The organism is Clostridium sp. KNHs205 (assembly GCF_000702945.1).
Lineage (GTDB): Bacteria > Bacillota > Clostridia > Lachnospirales > Lachnospiraceae > Anaerocolumna.
In genome coordinates this window covers 993,877-1,011,167 of sequence record NZ_JNLE01000005.1, presented here as the reverse complement: position 1 = coordinate 1,011,167, position 17,291 = coordinate 993,877, and the positions used below count along the sequence as shown (strand labels likewise).

Below are 17,291 nucleotides of genomic sequence, written 5' to 3'. Positions count from 1 at the left end.
AGCTATTTTATGTAACATAAATTGAATGGAGAACTAATGATTAGATTAAATAATAAATATTTTAAAATTCCAATACTATTTACAGGTTTCGTGATACTAATAATATTATCATTTTTTTTTGAGTTAGAACCTAGATATAAATTTAATATTAATATAACTGCAACATCAGATAAAAATTCAAATGCATTATCTAATAATATAAGAATTAAAGAAATCTCAATCGATAATATACCACAAGATCTGGAAAATATAAGCTTAAAAAATGAATGGTTTTTTTATGAAGAAGATAAAACAATTGTTGCCTTTGATAATAATAATGCAAATAAGCTAACTATTCCAATAAAATGTAGTAGCAAAGTATCAATAACATTTATAAAGGAAATAGGTTCAGGTATAGTAGATATAAGAATAGATGATATTAATACAAAAATTGATCTTTATAGTAATGATTGGGGATATGAAACATTTCAATATAAGATACCAATTATAAAAATAATATCTTTTTATATTTTTTGCTATATTATTATATATTTATTTTTGCTAATTTTATTCAACTTAATAATATTGAATTATAAAAAGAATAATATATCCTTTTTCAAAAAAATAAAATATTCTATTAAAGTAATGGTAATGGTCATCATATCCTACTTTTGTATTAGTACATTGTTAATACCCTTCGATAACATTAGTAAAGATATAACTTTAGAAATCACATCTTTAGCAACTAAAAATAAGTTAGCTTTAAGCAATAACGTTCGAATATGGGAAATAATAGTTAATAATAAACCAATTAATTTATATGAGCTAAAAAAGATGGGAAATTGGAATGTAGAAGATACAATGTATCAATCAATGAATAGTAGTTCTCCATCAACAATGATATTAAATCTAGAAAATGTTAAATCATTAAGTGTAAAGTTTGTAAAAGAAGTTGGAGCAGGAAATGTAAGCATTAATATTAGTGATGGAACTAATGAAATATTAGACTTATATGATAATATAGAATGGGGATATTATACATATAATTATCATTCAAATAAAATCTTCTATTTATACTTTTTAGAAAATAGGAGCTTGTTTATAGGAATTACACTTTTAATATTTTTATTTGTGTATTTTTTATTAAGCTTATTGGAACCTAAAATTTGTTTAAAGCTTTCTAATTATAGTTCACAAATTATATTCGTATTTTTGCTATCGCTTATATGTGTTTTCTATGTGTCTGTAATACAGTATAATGGAATAGGAAGAGCTATTATATGGATTAATACGTATTTTATTGAGTTTTTAAGGGGACTTACGTTTATATTACTAATAATTTTATTATTAAAAACATTAATAGGATATAGGATTGCATATTATATAACTAGTATTTCATTAATATGTATAGCAATAATTAATTATTATAAATTGCAATATAGAGGAACTCCAATTTTTCCTTGGGATTTTACTTTAATTAAAGATTTGACAAGTATTGCAAGTGATTTAAAACTGCATATACCACAATCTTTTATTGTTGTTTTTATAATTTATTTAGTAAGTATATTTGCTATTCATAAATTTAATGTAAAATATCATTGTATTAACTGTAAGGTTAAGAGTATGTTGTTTATTATGTTTGCGGTATTATTGCTATTTTATTATAAAACTTCGTTCTTAAATGGCAAAGTTATAAATACTTATGAGGCGGATGTTTATTATAAAGAAAATGGGTTAATAACAGCATTTATTGATAATACACAATTTTTATATAAAGCAAAAGCACCTGATAATTATGATAAAGAAAAAGTAATTGAAATTGTAGATGAATTAACCGATAGTTTAAAGGTGAAAAGTAATAAAATTAACATTAAACCCAATATTATAATGATAATGAGTGAATCATTTTGGGATATTACTAGAATTAATAATATTCAATTTTATGATGAAGTATTTCCTACAATAAATTATCTTAAAAATAGCGCAATTTCAGGTGAAATTCTTACTAATGTTTTTGGGGGGGGGACTGTTAATACTGAGTTCGAAGCATTAACAGGTTTTTCAACAGCTTTTTTACCATTAGATCGCACTCCTTATTTAGATAATATTAGAAAGGGTTTCTTTTCAATTCCTAATTTTTTGAAGAGCCTAGGGTATGATACGCAAGCAATACACCCCTATAATGCTCAAAATTATAATAGGAGTTCTGCCTATCCACTAATAGGATTTGACGAATTTTTATCAATAAATGATTTCGATGAAGATGCAGAGAGAGTTCGTGACTTTATATCTGATAATGAGCTAACTCAAAAAATCATTAATCAGTATGAGGAACATAAGAAAGAATCTAGTAATCCGTGGTTTAATTTTACAGTAACTATGCAAAATCATGGTGGTTATATGTATAGTAAATTAAATAATGAGACTGAAATATCATTCACACTAAAAAATAATGAAACTTTAGATATGGGTAGTACCAAGGATTTTGTTGCAGGTCTTCATGCTTCTGATGAAGCTTTAAATAAACTGATAAACTATTTTAAGAGTATATCAGAACCAACAATAATTATATTCTTTGGAGACCATATGACAGATCCCATTGAAAATAACAAAAAGAGTTTGTTTGAATTAACTGGATTTCTAGATGGACTTAATACTGACGAAAAATTTTATGAAGAACATTTAACTCCCATAGTTGCATGGTCTAATTATAAGGAGATTAAGTTGAATATGGGTACTATAGGTGCAAATTATATATTTCCTTATATAGTACAAATTTTTGACTTAGAATCCAATAAATATTTTGAATATCTCAATAAAACACGCGAAAAAATTCCAGCATACACATCTGGAATTGTTGTTAATCAAGATGGAAGTATTAGTAACCCTATACAAGGTGAGCAAACAAGGGCTCTGTATATACAAGAATTATTGCAATATGATTATATTTTTGGAAAAGGTTATTCTTATTATTTATTTGAATATTAAAATTTTATTATAGCCCTGAGTGCGAACTTAGAAAGAAGTTCTGTTCATTTTATTGTCCGTGATAACAAAGTACAGAACCATGACATGATGAAATTCTTATTTTACAAAATCTTTATAGTAAGAAGTGGAGTATTTAGTCATTTCTTAAAATGCATTAATTATAAATATATATAATAAGAGCTGGAAGCTCATTATAGCTTACCAGCTCTAATAATATAATAGAGGATTTATTTACAAACTTTTCTTCACACATTCAATGATTCCACTCTACTTAGTAAAATAGAGTTTTTTAATTATGTGGTAAATTGTTTAAATAATTAACTGAGATTAAATAAATCTACGGCTCCACCCCCCAAACCAAACTACCATCCAAGTAAGCCGTTACCTTACTCCAATCCCCATAACTCGTACCACTTGAATTAAAGGAATAGTCATTACTCTGTGTATAATTACTCCAATCACTCTTAGAAAATCTACTCTGAATAAACGCACTGGACCCAGCTGCCAGACTTCCGGCTCCACTGGAGAAGCTGATCTCAAGATAACAATCCGCTGTAGTCTTAACGGTAGCCATATCCACAAAAGCCCCTGTTACATTAGCAGAACCAACAGAAGACCAGTCACACCAGAAGCTCTGTGAAGTAGCCCCGTCATCCGTAAAATAGTATCTCAGCTTCAATCCTGCCAGATTAATAGCACTGCTGCCATTATTAATCACCTTAAACTGCGGTGATACACTGTTAGAGCTGGCAGCAAGTCCATTATTATACATCTGAACTGTCAATCCGCTGCTGCCACTATTTGTCGTATCCGAAATCACAATACTAAGAACCGGATCAGTACCGGCACTAAAATCAAAAGTCAAACTGGTAGTTCCAACAGTCCTGCCTGCCAGATAAGCCTTCTTAATCACAACCGTATTACCGGATACCGTATAATCAGTTCCTGCCGTAAGCACAGTTGTACCATTCTTAATAGCACTCAAAGTATTACCATTAGGAGTAATCGTTACCGTTACATCCGCCTGCTTGGTGGTATTCTTATCAAAAGCTGCCGTTACAGGTGAAATAGAAGCTGAATTCGTAGGTGTAGGAGTAGTTGTTGGGGTAGGCGTAACAGTAACCGTAGGCGTAGGAGTTGTTGTAGGAGTAGGCGTTGTAGTCGGTGTCGGTGTAACAGTAGGTGTTACTGTCGAATCACCATATACGATACCCCTTCCATTCGTTCCTACATAAACACGTCCAAAAATTCTCGGATCACCAGTAATACACATATTTACTCTGCCATACTGGTGATTATTATCATTTATCCTTACCCAGCTGGCACCGGTATCTATTGAACGGAAGATTCCCCTTACTCCGTCAATCTGTGCTGAAATATAAAGTGCCATATAATTTGCACCGGGAGCTGCTTTACCAAAACCAACTACATCAGCCTCCTGCACATTATTTATTCTTGTAAAAGTAGCCCCTGAATCAGTTGAATGGAATAAACCATAATCATAACCTTCACTACCGCCTGCCAGCCAGATATCACCTTCAATACCGGGCATAGCCTTGAAGTTAACAGGTGTTGTTTCAGGAGAAGGACTGGAGGAAGGATCAGGAAGTCCTGTGGCAGCAGCTGTAAAGGTAGCACCTTTATTTGTACTTACATAGAAAGTTCCTCCGGAAAAACCGTAAAATTTATTGGGATTAACACGGTCAGATGCGACAAACGCATCCACCGGCAGACCGGAGCAGGCTGTCCAGGAGCTTCCTGTAGTTGTAGAGTAGGAAGGTGCTTTTCCGGAGGGTGCCCATACAATAGTATTTCCGTCTGCAGACATAGCCACTTTACCGCCTCCGGTGCTGTCTGTATCGTTTGTAGACCAACTGTTTGTACCGGCGAACCAGTTATTACCGGAATCATAAGATATACCTATACGGGGATGGTTACCGGCTTCGGTATTTCCTACCCTTACATATTTAGTAGGATTAAGTTCAGCATAATCCATACTGGTAGTAGATGAGAATTTAGGTGTAATCATCATCATATTAGGTACTTTTGTAAGATCGTTATGTACGAATCCGGTAACATCACCCAGTCCGCTGACTAAGTGTGCAGTACCGGTTGTAGGACTTATGAGGGAAAGAACGGCTGTCTGTTCTATTCCCAAAGCTTTTACTGTAAGATTAACCTTTCCGCCGGTATCCAGAGCGGTTAAGTTATCCGTTCCATAAACCGTTGCTCCGGTGCCATACATCATTTTGTCAGAGTTAAAGGGATCGATGGATATATTGCCCATCATCCAGCCAATTAAAGGAGAAGGGATTGGAGGTTCTGCTTGTTTACCAAAGGTTAGCCAGGGGGAAAGGGAGATATCCTGTGTATAACGAAGAGTACGGTCAGGATAGCCGTTCCAATCCCAGAATCTTGTCCAGGTACTGCCTCCGTCAGTGGAACGGTAAATGTTGGAGTCCGGCCACCAGCTGTTAAAGGCTGTCACAATAAGTGTATTTGGTTTCTGTGCATCCACTGAGAGACCGCCGTAACCAAAATAATTGTCATCACTGGTAGAAGGAACAGGGCTTATTTTGCTCCAAATACTTGTTTTGGTATTGTATTTCCATACATCGCCCTTTGAACCGTCATAAGGGCCTACACCGTTGCTGTACGGTATATACAGAACACCATCAGAGGACAGTACTCCGTGTTGAGGGAAATAACCGTCTTTTGGCTGACCGGCAACCGCACTCCAGGTTAAACCGCCGTTGGTAGTATAAAATACTGTATCTTTAGCTGCTTCGCCGTTTTTAGCCTTATTGGCTACTCCTACATAAATTGTTTTGCAGGGTGAGCCGGCTGTACTTGAACTGGGATCAAAGGTTACCCATACCACACCGGTAAGAGTATTATCATAAACTGTGGGATCAAGATCTGTAGGGGCAAAATTTCCAACCTCTGTAAATGTAGTCACCTTGCTCCAGGTTACACCGTAATCGGTACTTTTCCATAACCCGTTACCATTGCGGGTACCCATGTATAGAACATTGTTGCTTTTAGGATCAACTACAAGACGTTCACCCATGGAACGGCCCATCATATTTGCACCAACTTTAAAAGGCAATTGTGTTAACTGCCAGGTATTTCCCTTATCCGTAGAACGCAGGATACAGCCATTAGAAACTGTCCAGTTGTTAGTATAAGTACCTGCCGCTATGTATACACGGTTAGTGTCCACGGGATCAACTGCAAGGCTGTCACAGCCTAAGTTGTTCCAGTCATCAAAGCCGATGGTATCTGTTAGAGGAATCCATCTCTGAGTAGAAGGATTCCAGCGGTATGCACCGCCCATATCGGTTCTTGCATAAATAAGATCTTTTTCCCCTGGATTGTAAATAATGTTGTCTACATATCCGCCTCCGCCAATCTGTACATTCTGCCAGTTGTAGGATTCACTTGTTACTTCAGCAGATACCACTGCCGGAAGCATAAGTGAGGCAGCAGTGGTAATAACCATAGCCGCTGCTGTTAATACGCCGATAGCAATCTTAAATTTTCCTTTCATTTTTTACCCTCTTTTCTGAACTGCCAATTAGATTGGCCGTTCCTTAATTAGTTGTACTAAAAAAGTCTTTCTTTAGTACTATACCCTCCACATTTTTTGTATAATGGCTACAACCTTTAAGTCTGAAATACCTTCATTTCCTCCTTTCTTTGTATCAAAAATAGTATTGAATATATATAAAATGGCGTGCCATTATGCACAGTAATAAATAAATGCTCACTATTGATAGCATAAGGAAGCTTAAGGTAAATAGTTAAGCTGAGCTGTCTGTACACTAATTGATATTATGTAAGCAATAATGAGATTAATTAATATAATAGCGTAATAATCTAGTCGGGATATTAAGCAAGTTGTTGAAAACTCCGGGCAAATTAGTAATCCTTCGGAGCATATGCTGATGAAAAGAATTAGGAATGTGACAAGCAGTCAAGAAGTGTTAAATATTTACAAAATATAATTTAATACTACATAATAACATGACTTTTGTCAATGATGATGTTTCACAATCTCACATCATAATAATAGTATATTTTAACAAAATATTAATCTACAATAATTGACTTTTGCCGAAAAGAATATTAAGATTATTAAAAGCCAAAAGATTCCATGACCAGTTGTCACACCCTGACTTGTGGCAGTGCCGCATCTGCGAGTTGATGCAGCAGGTAATATGAGCTAATGCGGAAATAAAAAGCAATTTCCACTTCTTATTTAAGTTCACCAAGACGCGAATGGAGATTAACATGAAGAATAAAAAGAACCTTACCCTGTATGGATTGGTAATACTTGCAGGAATATTAACAATACCAATAGCTTTTATCATCATAAAGAACTTTTCAAACAGCTCAGATGTTATCAAAGCCCTTTTTATAACAGCTGTGTTTGTAGTATTGGCAGGTGCTATAATACTGATATACCGTCAGGTCTTTGATGTGCCCATCGACGTGATTACACAGGATAAGGAAGTAACAAAGCTTGGCAGGAAGAAATATTGGTTCACGGCATACATTCGCAAGCAGAGATTTTCTAGCAGCTATATGAAACGGCTTTATCGCAGCATTAATAGAAATATCGAGCAGATTGAAAGCTTTTACAGACGAAAGGATGTTTTCTCATCACTTTTAGAAGAGCTGCAGGGAGAACAGAGCGGAGCCATCGCTGATATGGCAGCACTGGTGGAAAATTCACTGGACTTTAACTCGGATAAAATCATTGACCGGATTAAAATATTCGATGATAAATTACAGGTTTTCCTGGTAGAACAGAACTTAGAATATATAGAAGAATATATTAATAAAAATGATCAGGTTCTGATGGAGTTTGAAAAATTAATTACGGAAGTCTCCGGTATGAGTGGATCTGAAAGTGAAGTTGATATCAGTAAACTTACAGATATCATTACGGCTATGCAGAATTTACGACGAAATGAAGATAGCCAGCTTGAAGACTTAAAGAAAAAGTACCAGTAATAAAATTGCAGGTGCATAAAGATATACAGCTAGGATCAGAGTGAAAGTGAAGTCCTTTCACTCCCACTGATTTTGTAGGCGTACAAAGTACGCAGATGGGAGCAAAAGATGGAAAATAATCAAAAAGTATTCAAATTTATTTTAGGTATTGCCCTTGTTTTTGTTATAGTTCTGATAATCGTAGGTGCCTTAAGTGGAAATAGCAAGAAAGAAGAGAAGAGTGACAGTGCGTTTAAAACATATTCAGAGAAAGACTTAAATGCTAAGCTTGATTATCTGACTCAGAGTATCAATGTCACTACCTCCACACCAAGAAAAGCTTCGGTGGAACTTACACCGCCCAGTCTGTATGACGAATTACCGGAAATAGATAAATATCCCTTAACCGTAACCGGAACAGGAGATATCGATATTGAAATTTTTTCCAGTCCGGAAAAGGCAGGAGCTGACAAAGATGGCTGGCTGATCGAAACGGCAGAGGATTTTAATAAGGAAAACATAGAGATAGATGGGAAGACAGTTTCGGTATCTGTCAGAAATGTATCCTCCGGCCAGGGAGCAGATTATATTATCTCCGGTAAGTATCTTCCGGAGGCTTATACACCTTCTTCCAAGCTATGGGGAGAGCTTGTAGCTTCTCAGGGCGGAAAAGTAGAGGTTGCGGCAGACAGGCTGCTTGGCAATGTTGCCGGTATCCTGATCAGCAAAGACGCCAAAGCCAAACTGGAGCAAAACTACGGTAAAGCAGACTTTAGTACCGTTGTTAAAGCGGTAGTGGATAACAACCTGATCATGGGTTATACCAATCCCCTGGCAAGTGCAACAGGCCTTAATTTCTTATTAAGTACCCTGCATAATTTTGATTCCAATGATATGTTAAGCAATACAGCAAAAGAAGGATTTACTAAGTTTCAGAATAATATACCGTATGTAGCTTATACCACCATGCAGATGCGAGACAGTGCCTCCTCCGGTAAGCTGGAGGGTATGATCATGGAATATCAGACCTACATCAATGACAAAGAGCTTTCCAAATATGAATTCATTCCTTTTGGTATAAGACATGATAATCCACTTTATGCAGTAGGCAATCTTTCTTCTGATAAAACAGCTGCCATAAAGGAGTTTATAAAATATGCTACAGGTAGTAAAGCCCAGAATTTAGCGGCGGAATATGGCTTTAATGGAAACAATGACTATGCCGGTGAGTCCTATGATACTACCGGAAGAGGTATTCTGGAAGCACAGAAACTTTGGAAAGAGAACAAAGACGGGGGAAAGGATATTATAGCCGTATTCGTAGCCGACACCAGCGGCAGCATGGACGGCGACCCTCTCTTACAGCTTAAGAAGAGTCTGATTAACGGAGCAGAGTATATTAAGGATAATAACAGTATAGGTCTTGTAAGCTATAGTTCTGATGTAGTGGTAGAAGTTCCTATTGCAAAGTTTGATTTGAATCAGAGAGCATATTTTCAAGGAGCGGTAGAGGACTTACAGGCAGCAGGTGGGACAGCTTCCTATGATGGTATAACTGTTGGTGTCAATATGCTGCTGGAGGCAAAGAAAAGTAATCCCAATGCCAAGCTCATGCTGTTTCTTTTAAGTGATGGAGCAACCAACGAAGGTAACTCTATTGATTATGTATCTCCGGTAATTAAAGAATCCGGTATTCCAATCTATACCATAGGTTACAACGCAGACATTGAAGCGCTTAAAACAATCTCTGATATAAATGAAGCCTCCAGTATTAATGCTGATTCAGATGATGTTATCTATAAGATTAAAAGTTTGTTCAATGCACAGATGTAGTATTTAGCAGATAAAGCTAGTAAAGTAGATAACGTTAGAAAGCAGATAACGTTAGAAAGCAGATAAAGTTTAGTAAAGCAGATAAGGTTTAATTGTTGTTATATATTGAATTCTTATTACAATAGAAAAATGATTCATGGTGCCATTAATTATTTGACTCACAGGCTGCTCATGAGATTGCCTAAGCGGCATCTGAAGTTAAACTTCTGTGTCTACGTTATTGACACAAGTCTAAGTAAAGCAGCTATAGTTAGTAAAACAGATAAGGTTAGTAAAACAGATAAAGTTAGTAGACAGATATAGTTATTTAGGATATATAGTTATTTAAATAGTACGAAATAGATTATGAAATATACTTGGTATATAGGATATGAAAAGCCGGTTGCACTTGTTAAGAGAAGCAGCCGGCTTTTTGAAAATTATATTATCGGGGTAATAGTTGACTTTGTTTTAATACTTCAATGATAGTCTCATTTTCATCAGACAGCTTTTTGATATCCTTTCGGACATTAGATTCTGACATACGTACTCGAAGTTCAAGACTCTCAATCTTGTCACTGTGCATGTCGAGCTTATAATTTACAATATCCATTTCTTTTCTTAAGGAACCTACGTCTTCCTTCAAAACAAAAACGTCTTCCTTCAAAACAAAAACGTCTTCCTTCAAAGCCGAAACGTCTTCCTTCAAAGAAGCAACATCATCTTTTGTACTTCTGACATCTTGCATTATCTGAGTTAACATACTCTTTAATTCTGCTTCCATTTTATCTTTACCTCCTTTCATAAACATTGTATCATACAAGCCTGAAATGATGCAAAAGAATTATTCTTAAGAATTCTCACGTAATTATTTTTCATAAAAACACTGACGGCAAGTAGAATAAATTATTCTCTGCTTGCTGCCACATAAGTCATTGCAATTCTATCACCGCTTCCACCCTCAGCACCTGCATTCTCTGGATGGTAAGTAGGTATCAACTCCATAATCCGCTCTCTGATATCCTCCGCTTCCTCTTTTGCGGCATTGTCCAGTTCCAGGACTTTCTTTAGAAAATCCTCCGCATCAATATCAATTTGCTTTCCAATATAAATTAATTTATTAGCAGTTGTAGTAAGTCCTTCTTCATCCATTAAGAGCTCTTCATACAATTTCTCACCGGGTCGAAGACCCGTATACTCAATTTCAATATCCCTTCCGGGTTCATAGCCCGATAAGCGAATAAGATTCTCTGCAAGATCAGCAATCCTTACCGGCTCACCCATATCAAGAACAAAGATTTCTCCGCCTTTGGCATAAGCACCTGCTTGCAGCACCAGTGATACTGCTTCAGGTATAATCATAAAATAACGTATAATATCCGGATGGGTAACCGTCACGGGTCCGCCTCTTAATATCTGTTCCTTGAACAGAGGAATAACACTGCCGTTACTGCCCAGCACGTTACCAAATCTTACGGCAACGAATTCGGTATCGGATTTCTTTTGAAAAGATTGAATTATAAGCTCACAGATACGCTTTGAGGCACCCATGACATTTGTAGGATTAACAGCTTTATCAGAGGATATAAGTATAAACTTCTTTACTCCAAACAGATGAGCCGCCATTGCCATCTTATAGGTACCTCCAACATTATTCTTAACCGCTTCGTTGGGGCTTGCCTCCATTAAAGGTACATGCTTGTGAGCAGCAGCATGATAAATGATATCAGGGCGGAATCTGTCCATTATTGTATGTATTCGTTTGGTATTTCTAACAGAGGCAATAAGCACAGTCAGATTCAGCTCAGGATGTGTATTCTTTAGCTCCTGTTCAATAGAATAGGCATTGTTTTCATAGATATCAAGTATAATCAGGTGTTTTGGTTTATGGCCTGCTAACTGCCTGCACAGCTCACTTCCGATGGAACCGCCGCCCCCTGTAACTAATATGACCTTTCCACTAACATAACCCATAACCTCGTCCATATCAATTTTAACCGGATCGCGGCCAAGAAGGTCTTCGATTTCAACATCTCTTAATTTCGTAATGCTGATATCTTCGTTAATTAGCTGATACATGCCGGGGAGGATCTTAAGCTTACAATTAGTCTGCTTACAGACCTCCAGTATCTGGCGGATGGTTTTCTGACTGGCTGAAGGAATTGCAATAATGATATTTGTAATCTCATATTTTTCAACGGACTCAAGGATCTTAGTTCTGTCGCCTACGACCTTAACACCCTGAATATAGCTGCCTAATTTATTCTTATCATCGTCAATGGCACAGACAACACTGCCGTTTATATATACGCTGCTGGTAATTTCACGAATGATATAACTGCCGGCCTCACCGGCACCGATTATCATAATACGTTCCTTTACCACGCCAAAATTTCGTCTGGACAGTCTTCTGACATAACGATAAAAGAAACGTCCGAGAGTAACAAATAGTAATAAAAAGAGAGTACTTAAAGGGTAAAAGCTTCTTGGAACATGAATCTTTAAGAAAAAGTGCATGGCTGTTAACTGTACAGCACCAGCTGTTACACAGGCAAAAAGAATATTGGTAAGCTCGTCAATACCTGCATATTTCCACAAACTGTTATAAAGCCTGAAAACCGCAAAAATACCAATAGTCAGCAGGGTATTAATAAACACATAACTAAGAACTGCTTCTGAATAATTAGTCGGCACCTGACTGATACGAAAATCAAAACGTATCATTAACGCCACAAAAGATGCCAGGTTAATGAACAGAGCATCCAATATTATAAGAAAAAGTCTCCTTATAAAAAGCTTTCGATCTGCTATAAATTTCTTCATCTATTTCACCTTATATTATTTTCTTTTCTTAGGGCGTGACTGAAATTTAGGGCACCGTACTGAATGCCATACTAGCAGCCTTCTATGCGGCGTTTAAAAACCTAGAACCACCCAGCAGTCAAAAACCACGCTCCTGATATTTGGGAGAATCATTGCACCATATTGAATTCCATACTTAGCAGCCTTCTATACGATGGCTTAAAAACTCAGCACTACCCAGCAGTCCAAAAACCACGCTCCTGATATTTGGGAGAATTATTGCACTGTATTGAACGCCATATTCAGCAGCCTCCTGCGTTATAAAAACCAACATCACCCGGCAGTTATAATCACACTTGAGGTATCTCGAAAAATTCCGCTAAATGGAATATCCAGCCCGGCATAAACTATTCAGGCTCTCTCTGGTTTATCCAAACAGATTTCTAAAAACAAATTGCTATATAATACCTACAAGATAGTATCTTATCATATTTTCTTATTTCTTACAATCGATTCACAGGAATTTCAAATAAATTGGTACGAATTACAATAATTACCTGGTGTTCTGTTAAATAAGCACAAAAATATTTTAACTAATCAATCAAATATATCACTATTCACATATATAAACAAATAATAACAAATGCATACCGTTACTATTACGAATAAATCATGTAAACTTAGTGTAAACAGTGGTTTGCGTCAGATATCAATAAAAGACTACAGGAGGACAAAATATGCTTAAGTTAACAGCCGGAGCAGGAGAGAAATTAAAAGGTTTTACCAAATATAAAAAAACCTTAGTGCTGCTCAGTATGGTAGCTCCCGGAGCCATTTGGCTCATTCTGCTGCGTTACTTGCCGATGTTTGGTATTGTAATTGCCTTTAAGGAGTACAAAATATATAGCAAGGACCCTTCGCTGATTAATAATATCCTGCATAGTGAATGGGTGGGTTTTAAGAATTTTAAATTCCTGTTCGCTACATCGGATTCCTGGGTAATGATACGCAATACACTGGGATATAATGCACTCTGGATTTTACTTGGAATTCTCATAGCTGTGAGCTTTGCCGTTATGTTAAATGAAATAACGAAAAAATTTCTGGCAAAGACATATCAGACCTTAATGTTCTTTCCTTATTTTCTTAGCTGGGTAGTAGCAAGTTATTTTGTCCTGGCATTTTTAGACCCCACCAGAGGTTTAATCGTAAATTTCCAGAAGTCACACGGAATGGAGGTTATTAACTGGTATAATAACCCCTCCTATTGGCCTTTTATACTGACCCTGGCAAGCTTGTGGAAGAATATCGGTTATTCAACAATCCTGTACCTGGCAGCCATTACGGGTATTGACACCTCACAATATGAAGCAGCAGGAATCGACGGTGCCAGTAAATGGCAGCAGGTTTGGTATGTTACGGTTCCTCATCTGAAAACAATGATAATCATCCTGTTTATTATGAATGTAGGTAAGATCTTTAATGCGGATTTTGGACTTTTCTATAGTGTTCCTATGAATTCAGGACCTCTGTTTCCTGCCACACAGGTTATTGATACTTATGTATACCGTACCTTAATGTCCACTCACAGTGAAGGCATGAGTACCGCTGCCAGCCTTATGCAGAATATCATCGGTTTTATCTGTATTATGGTTACTAATACAATTGTTAGAAAAGTAGACAAAGAGAGCAGCCTGTTCTAAAACAAGTAACTTTGCTGAGATTGACAGATTTGGATAAAAGAAAGAAAGGATGCTGTATACTTTCTGAAGCGAAAGTTATGGCCCTGCCGGTTTATTTAAAGGCAGGTTGGGGGTAATATTATGAGTTCTGCTAGAGATACAGTCAATATTAGCGGCAGGAAAAGAAGATTGAATTCAGTTAGCCTGACAGCTGAAGTAATTATAAATATCATTCTGGGGTTATTCTGCCTTATGTGCATTATCCCATTTCTATTTGTAGTAATCATATCCTTCAGCTCCCAGGACAGTATCAGAAACATCGGGTTCTCCTTTATCCCGCAGACCTGGTCCCTGGAAGCCTATAAGTATGTGATCGATTTAGGCGATCAGCTATGGAGATCCTATTTTAACAGTTTCTTTGTAACAATTCTTGGTACCGGGCTTAGTGTCTTAATGTGCGTATTATATTCTTACGCACTGTTTCGTAAGGATTTTAAATACCGTACCTTTTTCACTTTCTTCAGCTTCTTCACCATGCTTTTTGGCGGAGGACTTGCACCTACCTATATGGTGTGTAAGATAATGCTCGGTTTAAGTGATAATTATGCGGCAATGATTGTACCCATGTTAGTAAACCCTTTTAACATAATCATTATGAGGACCTTTTTTCAGTCCTCAGTTCCTACAGAATTAATTGAGTCTGCGGCTATTGACGGAAGCGGAGAGTACAATACCTTGTTTAAGATAATTGTACCCATATCAAAACCCGGCATTGCCACCATAGCGTTGTTAAATGCACTGGCATTCTGGAATGAATGGTTTATTCCCATGCTTTACGTCAGGGATGCTCATTATATTCCTCTTCAATATCTTTTGATGAGAATGCAGAATCAAGCGGACTTCCTGGTGAAAAATAGTTCCATTATAGGTGCTGAAGCAGCCAAGATCATGAGCTCCATCCCTCAGGATACCTTACGTATGTCCCTGGTTGTATTAATCGTACTGCCTATTGCCTGTGCTTATCCGTTTTTCCAGCGTTACATCATATCAGGACTTACAGTGGGATCGGTAAAGGGATAAAAGACATAATCCAACACAAGCCTTACAAGCATTGTATGCGTTATCCCGGCAAACCGTAGATATTATATTAGATTTAAGCGAGTGCTATAGCATACCCATAAGGGTTTGTATGAAAAGATAAATCATTAACCTCATAACTGTCTGTGTGCCAAGGTACAGTTGGGAGTTATAAAGATATGGAGGTTCCTTATCCTTTTAAATTATCGGAATTGTGCTTGTTTCCGGTAAAAGGCAGACTTAGCTCTGTCATAAAGTTGATTACAGGGATGATTTTTTGTTCCTATAATAAAGAATATAAAGGAGGATTATATTTATGAAAAAGGTACTATCAATGCTTCTTGTCCTGGTGCTGGTATTTTCTCTGGCGGCCTGCGGAAAGAGCAACACCGAAAAGACTTCCGGAAATGACACGGGAAGTACAAATAAGGGCTCTTCTACGGAGTCCGGCAGTGAGACAGATACTGCAGGCACTGAAACGGAATCAGCTGCTGCAGACATTTCCCAGCCGGTTACCTTAAAATGGTATCTCCATGGAAGTAATGTTACCGATGACACAGAAGTTCTTGCAAAAGCCAACGAATATTTAAAAGAAAAGCTCAATGTAACTCTTGAACCTATCTGGGGAACCTGGGGTGATTTTAATGACAACGTAACTCTTGCCATTAACGGTGGTGATGACGTAGACATTTATTTTACCTGTTCCTGGAGTGCTGATGAATACAATGCCTTTGCAAAAAAAGGTGCATGGGTTCGTCTGGATGATCCGAATAACAACCTGATTGAGAAGTATGCGCCGGATCTTTGGAAACAGCTGCCTACCGTACTTACAGATGGTGCCAAGATCAATGGTTCTGACGGTTATGGTGTATATGCAGTACCCGGCTATAAAGATATTGCAACACAGAATTGCTGGGACATAAATGTGCCTCTTCTTGAGAAATATGGATATACTGTTGATGATATTAAGAATGCAGATTATTACAGCTTCGGAGATATCCTTAAGAAGGTAAAAGAAGGAGAAGGCGCAGACTTTTATCCTCTGTTAGTTGAAGGTGCCGTATTAGAGAGAATGGTAAATAACTCTATTATAGTAACCGGTGACTCTGGAACCATCAACCTGTTATCCTATTATATGAACCCTGAGGATCCTTCAGCTGAAGGCATTTACGGCAACAAGATCTTAAGCAAATTTGAAACACCTGAATATAAGAAATTCGTAGAAAAGACCCGTGAATATTTCCTGGCCGGTTATATTGATCCTGCTATGGGTAATGCAAACCAGGCAAACGATACCCGCAGTGCAAAACAGCTTACCGGTGGATATCTGATCGGAACACAGAGTTATGCACTTGGTTATGAAGTGCAGGCTACCACAGAGCGCGGCTTTAAAGTTGATATGGTTCCCTGTACACCTGCATATGTTGATACAACATCATCCCAGGGTGCCATGATGGCAATTTCAACTTCTTCCAAGAATCCGGAACGTGCCATGATGTTCTTAAACCTGTTAAATACAGATCCTTACCTTTTCACACTGTTAGAATACGGTGTAGAAGGTGTACATTATAACTTAAAAGACGGTAAGGTTGAATTTACAGATAAACGTGCTGAATATACACCCTGGACCAATGGTATGGGTAATGTAACCCAGCTGCCTCCTCTGGACGGTCAGGATATCAACTTCTGGGAGGATTTCAAAGCTTATTATGGCTCTGCCAAGAGTATACCTGCTTTAGGCTGGGCATATGATCCTATAAACAAGCAGACTGAAATGGCTGCTCTGGCAAATGTAGCTGCAGAATATGCGCTTGCCTTAAGTACCGGAACTGTTGATCCGGCACAGGCATTACCTGAGTTTATCAAGAAATTAAAAGATAACGGAATCGATGGAGTAGTAGAAGATGCTAATACCCAGTTAACGGATTATCTTGCAGCAAAAGGAAAATAAAG

General features: G+C 37.0%; 9 protein-coding genes. 6 read left to right on the top strand and 3 right to left on the bottom strand.

The genetic code is table 11. The features are described from left to right. The first annotated feature begins 36 nt into the window (after positions 1 to 36). Positions 37 to 2,967, top strand: coding sequence for an alkaline phosphatase family protein (locus tag BR73_RS0123945; RefSeq protein ID WP_033168326.1), 2,931 nt, complete (start codon positions 37 to 39; stop codon positions 2,965 to 2,967). Positions 2,968 to 3,304: 337 nt separating this feature from the next. On the opposite strand, the gene BR73_RS0123940 is transcribed toward BR73_RS0123945, so the two are convergent. After that, the gene (locus BR73_RS0123940; RefSeq protein ID WP_033168325.1) at positions 3,305 to 6,517 is read right to left on the bottom strand and encodes a X2-like carbohydrate binding domain-containing protein; all 3,213 of its coding nucleotides are present in this window, start codon (positions 6,515 to 6,517) and stop codon (positions 3,305 to 3,307) included. 743 nt (positions 6,518 to 7,260) lie between these two features. On the opposite strand from BR73_RS0123940, the gene BR73_RS0123935 reads away from it, so the two are divergent. Further along, a complete protein-coding gene (locus tag BR73_RS0123935) occupies positions 7,261 to 7,986 on the top strand; it encodes a hypothetical protein (RefSeq protein WP_033168324.1) in 726 nt (241 codons plus the stop codon). A 108-nt stretch (positions 7,987 to 8,094) separates the two neighbouring features. Beyond that, positions 8,095 to 9,798, top strand: coding sequence for a VWA domain-containing protein (locus tag BR73_RS0123930; RefSeq protein WP_033168323.1), 1,704 nt, complete (start codon positions 8,095 to 8,097; stop codon positions 9,796 to 9,798). A 424-nt stretch (positions 9,799 to 10,222) separates the two neighbouring features. Here the strand turns inward: BR73_RS0123930 and BR73_RS27905 are convergent, their stop codons facing one another. Both BR73_RS27905 and BR73_RS0123920 read right to left on the bottom strand, forming a co-directional pair. Next, positions 10,223 to 10,561, bottom strand: coding sequence for a hypothetical protein (locus tag BR73_RS27905; RefSeq protein WP_051685537.1), 339 nt, complete (start codon positions 10,559 to 10,561; stop codon positions 10,223 to 10,225). A gap of 122 nt (positions 10,562 to 10,683) precedes the next feature. Next, complete coding sequence (locus tag BR73_RS0123920; protein ID WP_081848862.1) at positions 10,684 to 12,600, bottom strand: nucleoside-diphosphate sugar epimerase/dehydratase; 1,917 nt, start codon at positions 12,598 to 12,600, stop codon at positions 10,684 to 10,686. A 716-nt stretch (positions 12,601 to 13,316) separates the two neighbouring features. Here BR73_RS0123920 and BR73_RS0123915 point away from each other — a divergent pair. The 3 genes from BR73_RS0123915 (at position 13,317) to BR73_RS0123905 (ending at position 17,289) form a co-directional block, all read left to right on the top strand. Beyond that, complete coding sequence (locus tag BR73_RS0123915; protein ID WP_033168322.1) at positions 13,317 to 14,282, top strand: ABC transporter permease subunit; 966 nt, start codon at positions 13,317 to 13,319, stop codon at positions 14,280 to 14,282. Positions 14,283 to 14,402: 120 nt separating this feature from the next. Further along, positions 14,403 to 15,341 carry a carbohydrate ABC transporter permease gene (locus BR73_RS0123910; RefSeq protein ID WP_081848861.1) on the top strand — a complete coding sequence of 313 codons (939 nt, stop codon included), beginning with the start codon at positions 14,403 to 14,405 and terminating at the stop codon, positions 15,339 to 15,341. A 313-nt stretch (positions 15,342 to 15,654) separates the two neighbouring features. Then, positions 15,655 to 17,289: an ABC transporter substrate-binding protein gene (locus BR73_RS0123905; RefSeq protein WP_033168321.1), complete on the top strand. Its 1,635-nt coding sequence runs from the start codon at positions 15,655 to 15,657 to the stop codon at positions 17,287 to 17,289. The last annotated feature ends 2 nt before the right edge of the window (positions 17,290 to 17,291 follow it).

Excerpts from the sequence above, each read along its gene's own strand:
- BR73_RS0123930 (WP_033168323.1), top strand. The coding sequence starts at position 8,095 with ATGGAAAATAATCAAAAAGTATTCAAATTTATTTTAGGTATTGCCCTT.
- BR73_RS0123935 (WP_033168324.1), top strand. The coding sequence starts at position 7,261 with ATGAAGAATAAAAAGAACCTTACCCTGTATGGATTGGTAATACTTGCA.
- BR73_RS0123945 (WP_033168326.1), top strand. The coding sequence starts at position 37 with ATGATTAGATTAAATAATAAATATTTTAAAATTCCAATACTATTTACA.
- BR73_RS0123905 (WP_033168321.1), top strand. The coding sequence starts at position 15,655 with ATGAAAAAGGTACTATCAATGCTTCTTGTCCTGGTGCTGGTATTTTCT.
- BR73_RS0123915 (WP_033168322.1), top strand. The coding sequence starts at position 13,317 with ATGCTTAAGTTAACAGCCGGAGCAGGAGAGAAATTAAAAGGTTTTACC.
- BR73_RS27905 (WP_051685537.1), bottom strand. The coding sequence starts at position 10,561 with ATGGAAGCAGAATTAAAGAGTATGTTAACTCAGATAATGCAAGATGTC.
- BR73_RS0123940 (WP_033168325.1), bottom strand. The coding sequence starts at position 6,517 with ATGAAAGGAAAATTTAAGATTGCTATCGGCGTATTAACAGCAGCGGCT.
- BR73_RS0123920 (WP_081848862.1), bottom strand. The coding sequence starts at position 12,600 with ATGAAGAAATTTATAGCAGATCGAAAGCTTTTTATAAGGAGACTTTTT.
- BR73_RS0123910 (WP_081848861.1), top strand. The coding sequence starts at position 14,403 with ATGAGTTCTGCTAGAGATACAGTCAATATTAGCGGCAGGAAAAGAAGA.